Here is a 6,075-nt window from a genome sequence, read left to right on the forward strand (position 1 = left end):
CCCCAGCGCACGTGGGCGATCCACGGTCCGGGGCCGGGGCGGCGGCGGGCGGTGACGAGGCCGGAGTGCCACCGGCCCGCGGTGCGGACCCAGGCCGGCCGCCAGCACCGGTCCGCGCCGTCCGGATCGGAAGTGCCGGCCATCTCGGGCGGCACTATCACGGCATCGCGCCACCGGCCGAAGTACGGACCTGCGGCCGGCGCCGGACCGGCCGGCTCGGGCAGCGGCCGCAGTGTCTCCTCGGAGTACAGGAACCAGCCCCAGGCATGCCTGTCATCACTGTCAGGAAGGTGTTGGGAGCCGTGCCGCAGGGGGTGCTCGAAGGGTAGTGGTTCGAGGTCGAAGACGGCCGGTGCCGCGCCTGCGATCCGCATTTCGTTCAGGGCGTCCCAGAACGGGCGGGTTCCGAGAATTCTGGACGCCAAACGACTCGAACGTGCGCGATCGGCGAATCGTATCGTGACCCGCGTGCGGGTTCATCGTCGGACGCGCCGTCAGGAGGCCTGAGGGTACCGGCAAGGCGAGCTGGGCTTCGAGCAGGCTGAAATGTGGCCATTCGTGTGGCGGAACGCGGCGCGCGTCGGCTTGTGCAAACAGGTCGCGCCGGATTGCCTGAGTCGCGTCAACCAGCATGACCGCCGTCAGTCAGGACGTCCTCTGGCGGGGTATCCCGGGAGCCATCATGCGTACACGAAGCCTGTTCGTCGCGGCCGCAGCCGCCATTCTCGCCCTGGCCCAGCCAGGCCTCGCCACCGCGGAGGGCGACCCCAGCACCACAGTCACGTTCACCGTCACGTCCGGCGCATTGTCGATGTCGGTCCCGGTCAGCGCCAGCCTCGGCTCGGGAGCGCCCGGCACCACGATCAGCGGGGCGATCGGCCCCTGTACCGTCACCGACGACCGCGCCCTTCTCTCGGCCTCCTGGACGGTGACCGCGGCGGAGACGGACTTCGCGAACGGTTCGTCGACAATTCCCGCCACCGCCGCCACCTACTCGCCCGGGGCGGTGACGACGACCGGCACCATCACCGTCACTCCGACGAACGTGACGCTGAGCAACTCCGCGCAGACGGTGGTCACCGGGACCGCCGGTGTCGGAGACAACACCGCGACCTGGAACCCGACAGTCGCCGTGACCGTGCCCGCCAGCGCCGTCGGCGGAACCTACACCGGAACGCTGACCCAATCCGTTGCCTGACGGAATGAAAGGTGCGCGCCGGTACTGGGTTCTCCTGCTGATGCTGGCCTTCGTGCAGGCCGCCGGGGTAATGCCGGCGGCGGGGCACGAGGCACCCGCGGCGCCTTCCCCCCAGGACCCGGCTGCGGGCAGAACCCTCGCCATCAAGCTTCTCAACGCTCCGGAGAACCGCCGCGCCGATCCCAGAGCGCATGCCTACATCATCGACCACCTCGCACCCGGCTCGACCATCGAACGGCGGGTGGAGATCACCAACAAGTCGTCCACACCGATGCACGTCAACGTCTACGCCGCGGCAGCCACCATCGCGAATGGTGAATTCACCTTCGCGCCGGAGCGCACCCCCGACGAGCTGACCGGCTGGACCTCATTCGATGCGGCGGACCTCGAGCTGGCAGCCTCCGAAACAGCGCGGGTACGCACCACCGTCCGAGTGCCCCGGGATGCCGCGGCCGGGGAGCGATACGGCGTCATCTGGGCACAGACGGACGCCCCCACGGATCGCTCGCACACTCTGACGGTGCTGGGTCGGGTGGGCGTCCGGATGTACATCGACGTCGGTCCCGGTGACGAGCCACCCTCGGACTTCACGATCGAACGGCTCTATCCGACCCGAGCCCGCGACGGGCGGGCAGAGGTTCGCGCCCGGATCCACAACGCGGGGGGTCGCGCCCTGGACATCAGCGGGGCACTGTCCCTCCTCGACGGGCCGGGCGGACAGCACGCCGGACCGTTCTCGATCGCCAAGACGGGCGCCACACTGGCTCCGGGCGACAGCGGGGAGGTGGTCGTCCCACTGAACGCAACGTTACCGAACGGCCCGTGGACCGGGGAGCTCACGCTCAGAAGCGGCCTGGTCGAGCACACCACCCGCGCCACCATCACCTTCCCATCGACTCCCGGCAGCGTCGGAGCGGACGCCGCGCCGGTCGCCCTGCAAGGGGACTTCCCCACCTCGGTGGTCGCGTGGCTTTCAGCCCTCGCCCTCGCCGCTCTCTGCCTTCTGCTCGCCAGGTTCCTCCGGCGCCGTCGATGACCACTCCGGCCATGACCCGCCCTCGCAGCCGGCTGATCTGCTCCGTGAGCGACGTATGGCGGCCCTCGTCGAGCGCGTCACCGCTCCTTCTGCGCCGGCGCCATCCACGCTGGCATGTCGACGTCGGCACACCTCTCGCCCGCTCCCTCTCTCACGGATGCTTAAAGCAATGTTCATGTCACGAAGAGTATCCACAGCTTGTTATCGACGGTTGGAAGCGGAGATGTCGGTGTTCAGACACGGGAAAGGGCGGGCCGGAGCAAGCCGCGGCACGGGAGGTATCTTCCGATCGTGGCTGAGGGCGCAGGCCCGGAGGGCGGGGGCGGTCACGCTGACCGGGGTGGCCGTCCTGGCGATCGTCCTGGCCACAACCTGGACCGCCACGGTTCAACCCGCCTACGTCGCCCAGGTCAACGACGCGACGACGCCGGTGATCGACCCCCTCGCCACCATGGGCCTCATCAAACCCAGTGGCACCACCACTGGCCCCGGCAGCGCCGACCGCGCTGCCAGAACCAGCAGTACCGGCAATTCCAGCCTCACGTTTACGGTCATCCCAGTCAGCCTGACCATCGTCAAGAGTCATACGGACCCCTTCATTGCGGGCGAGGACGGCGTCTACGCCATCACTGTGGGTAACCTCGCGGCGGCCAGCCCGACCAATGGCACCACGGTCACCGTCCACGACCTCCTCCCCGAAGGTCTTCGGGCCGAGAGGATCACCGGCGCGGGATGGAACTGCATTCTGGCCACCCTCACCTGTACGCGCAGCGACATCCTGCCTGCCGGGCACAGCTACCCACCCATCACCCTGAACGTCGATGTCTCATGCCACGCCCGTGAGCAGGTCACCAACACCGCGACCGTCACTGGAGGCGGTGACACCACCACGCACACCGCCACCGACCCCACCACGATCAAGCGCCACGGGAATGACGACGAGGGGCACGACGGGCATGGCGGCCACGACGGGCATCATGACCACTGCGATGGCCACGACCACTGGTAGCACTCAGGGCCGTGGACGTAGCGGGAGGTGGCGGAGGTCCTCTGTCTCTGCAGCGGACCTGCACGACCTCCCGCCCTGGAGGGCGACCCTATGAAAGCACCTGCGCAGCTGTGGGTGCACCGCGCGGTCGGGGCCGACGCCAACGCCAGCACTGGCACATCAGACTGGAGCGCCGGATCCACAGCCGCCCTGACCAAGGACCCGCTCTGGGGCGCGCCGCTTGTCCACGCGCTCCTCGACCTCGCCCCGCTCCTGTTCAACCTCGCCGCCGTCCACGGGCACGCGGCGGCCCTCGCGGCCGAGCTCTACCCGACGGTCCACCCGCAGTTCCTGCGCGAGGTGTCGGCCGGCTGGGTCGCGTGAGTCGGCGCTGGCCTACATGCGGGGCTTGTTGGCGCCCTTGGAGCGCAAGAACGGCTGGACGGTGGCCGAGGAGGCCGGCCACCGCGGTCCGGACCGGATCCAACGCCTGCTGAACCGCATCGACTGGGACGCGGATGGGGTGCTCGACGAGGTGCGTACCTACGTCGTCGAGCACCTGGCCGATCCGGGCGGTGTCCTGATCGTGGACGACACCGGCTTTCTGAAGAAGGGTGTGCGGTCGGCCGGCGTCCGGCGGCAGTACTCCGGATCAGCCGGCCGCACCGAGAACTGCCAGGTCGGAGTCTTCCTCGCCTACTCCGGCAAGCGGGGCCGGACCTTGATCGACCGGGCCCTCTACCTGCCGAAGTCCTGGACGGACGACCGCGAGCGCTGCCGGGAAGCGGGGATAGGCGACGAGGTCGAGTTCGCCACCAAGGTCCAGCTCGCGAGGGCGATGGTCCGCCGTGCGATCGACGACCGGATCCCGTTCCACTGGGTGACCGCGGACGCGGGCTACGGCTACGGCAAGGGCTGGCGCTACGAGTTGGAGCAGGCCGATGTCTTCCATGTCGTGGCCACCACCCGGCACGACACCGTCGTCACCCGGCGGGCCCTGGAGCACCCTCTTCATGACCTGATCACCGATCTGCCCCGGCAGAAGTGGAAGCGCCGTTCCTGCGGCGAGGGTGCTCACGGCCTGCGGATCTACGACTGGGCCCGCGTCGAGGTCCGGCCCTGGCACCGACCCGACCGCAGGCACTGGGTCCTCGTCCGCCGCAGCATCACCGATCCCACGAAGATCGCCTTCTACATCGCCTACGTGCCCGCCGACGCCACACTGAACGAGCTGATCGCTGTCGCCAGGACGGGCCCGGGGCCGGGTCCGCCCGGCTCCCGGCTCCCGGCCCTGTCTCAGTGGCCTGCGAGGTCGTCCGGGCGTACGGCGATGTGGTCGGTGCCGAGGTCCACGGCGACGCGGTGCTCCATGCCCAGGGCCTCCAGGAACTTCACCGGCAGCTGCACCCGGCCGGTCCGGTCCAGCATCACGTACTCGCGCTCGTTGACCGACTCCTCACCGTGCTCGTCGGTCACCGTCCGGCGCAGGACCTCGCTGCTGGTGCGCCCGTCGCGGATGGCGACGGTGCGCCGCACCTCGCCGGCGACCATCGGGTCGTGGGTGACGATGACGACGGTGGCGCCGAGCTCGCGGTTGACGGTGCGGAACGCCTCGAAGATGCCGGCCCCGGTCTCGGAGTCGAGCTCGCCGGTGGGCTCGTCCGCGAGCAGGACCGGCGGGTTGTTGGCCATCGCGACGGCGATGGCCACGCGCTGCTGCTGGCCGCCGGACATCTCGGCGGGACGGCGGTGCGCGAGGTCCCCCAGCTCCATGGCCTCCAGCAGCTCGGCGACCCGCGCGGCGGCCTGCTGCTTCGAACGGCCCGCGCCGGCACCCCGGCGCCCGCGCAGCTGCATCGGCAGCGCGATGTTCTCCGCGGCCGTCAGGAACGGCAGCAGGTTGCGGGCCGTCTGCTGCCAGATGAACCCGACCACCTCACGGCGGTAGCGCAACCGCTCACGGGCGGACATCTCCAGCAGGTCGCAGCCCGCCACCGTGGCCGTGCCGGCGGTCGGCACGTCGAGCCCGGCCAGGATGGTCAGCAGGGTCGACTTGCCACTGCCGGAGGCACCCACCAGCGCCACCAGGTCACCCTGCCGGATCGTCAGCTCCAACCCCTGCAACGCCTGGACCTCGATGCCCTCGGCACTGAAGATACGCACCAGACGGTCACAGACGATCGCCGCCCCCGCACCGAACACCTTCGGCGCGGCCGCGGCAAGCGCCTGCTCCCGCAACTCCTCGAAGGTGGGAGCCCGGTCGACCGTCTCGTTCTGGGGGGCGCTGTTCACCACGTGTCTCCTGTCGCCGCTGCGCCTGGGTGCGCTCCTGGTCGCGGTGGCCGCGACCCGGTCACCGGGCCACTCCTGCCGCTGCTGCCGCTCGTGCTGTTGTGCATGCCGCTCGTGCCGCCGTCTGTCCTGGTGCCCGTTGCGTCCGACAACCGGGCCGGCCGGATGGTGGTCACTGCTGCTCCCCGACCCGCAGTTCGGTGGCGATCTGGCGCCGGCCGGAGATGAAGGCCTCGGCGAGCACCCCGGCGCAGACCAGGGCGGCCAGGCCGAGGACCTGGAACAGCACCGGCAGCACGGCGGGCTCCAGGCCGGTCCGGACCGGGGCGCCGACCAGGGCGGACAGGTCGATCGCCGGTCCGAGCAGGTAGACCGCGGCGAGCGCGGTCACGCCGCCGCCGAGCGCCGCCACGAGGGTCTGCGGGAGGGTCTCCGCGACGATCAGCGCCAGGCCCTGCCGCGGGCGCAGGCCCATGGTGCGCAGCCGGGCGAGCAGGGCGACGCGCTCCGGGGCCGCCCGCAGCAGCGTCAGCAGCACGGCGAGCAGGGCGAACCCCGCCG

Annotated in this window: 5 protein-coding genes and 2 pseudogenes; 5 read left to right on the top strand and 2 right to left on the bottom strand. The window is 70.5% G+C overall.

Going from position 1 to position 6,075, the window contains the following annotated elements:
* Window positions 1-682 precede the first annotated feature (682 nt).
* From ACFC1F_RS40870 to ACFC1F_RS40890, 5 genes and pseudogenes are all read left to right on the top strand, one after another.
* Window positions 683-1,198, top strand: a complete 516-nt coding sequence (locus tag ACFC1F_RS40870) for a hypothetical protein (RefSeq protein ID WP_376166579.1) — start codon at window positions 683-685, stop codon at window positions 1,196-1,198.
* Between the two features lie 40 nt (window positions 1,199-1,238).
* Window positions 1,239-2,234 carry a peptidase gene (locus ACFC1F_RS40875; RefSeq protein WP_376166581.1) on the top strand — a complete coding sequence of 332 codons (996 nt, stop codon included), beginning with the start codon at window positions 1,239-1,241 and terminating at the stop codon, window positions 2,232-2,234.
* A 340-nt stretch (window positions 2,235-2,574) separates the two neighbouring features.
* Window positions 2,575-3,243 carry a hypothetical protein gene (locus tag ACFC1F_RS40880; protein WP_376166583.1) on the top strand — a complete coding sequence of 223 codons (669 nt, stop codon included), beginning with the start codon at window positions 2,575-2,577 and terminating at the stop codon, window positions 3,241-3,243.
* A gap of 90 nt (window positions 3,244-3,333) precedes the next feature.
* Entirely contained in the window at window positions 3,334-3,606 is a 273-nt protein-coding gene (locus ACFC1F_RS40885; RefSeq protein WP_376166584.1) for a hypothetical protein, read from the top strand.
* Window positions 3,602-4,468, top strand: a pseudogene (locus ACFC1F_RS40890) (IS701 family transposase); the annotation flags it as partial. The gene ACFC1F_RS40885 and the pseudogene ACFC1F_RS40890, both read left to right, overlap by 5 nt.
* A gap of 50 nt (window positions 4,469-4,518) precedes the next feature.
* Here the strand turns inward: ACFC1F_RS40890 and ACFC1F_RS40895 are convergent.
* Both ACFC1F_RS40895 and ACFC1F_RS40900 read right to left on the bottom strand, forming a co-directional pair.
* Window positions 4,519-5,514, bottom strand: a complete 996-nt coding sequence (locus tag ACFC1F_RS40895; protein ID WP_376166586.1) for an ABC transporter ATP-binding protein — start codon at window positions 5,512-5,514, stop codon at window positions 4,519-4,521.
* A 172-nt stretch (window positions 5,515-5,686) separates the two neighbouring features.
* A pseudogene (locus ACFC1F_RS40900) lies at window positions 5,687-6,075 on the bottom strand (hypothetical protein); the annotation flags it as partial.

The organism is Kitasatospora sp. NPDC056181 (assembly GCF_042266225.1).
Lineage (GTDB): Bacteria > Actinomycetota > Actinomycetes > Streptomycetales > Streptomycetaceae > Kitasatospora.

What these genes read in the sequence shown, in the direction of transcription:
- ACFC1F_RS40870 (WP_376166579.1), top strand. Translation starts at nt 683, where the DNA reads ATGCGTACACGAAGCCTGTTCGTCGCGGCCGCAGCCGCCATTCTCGCC.
- ACFC1F_RS40875 (WP_376166581.1), top strand. Translation starts at nt 1,239, where the DNA reads ATGCTGGCCTTCGTGCAGGCCGCCGGGGTAATGCCGGCGGCGGGGCAC.
- ACFC1F_RS40885 (WP_376166584.1), top strand. Translation starts at nt 3,334, where the DNA reads ATGAAAGCACCTGCGCAGCTGTGGGTGCACCGCGCGGTCGGGGCCGAC.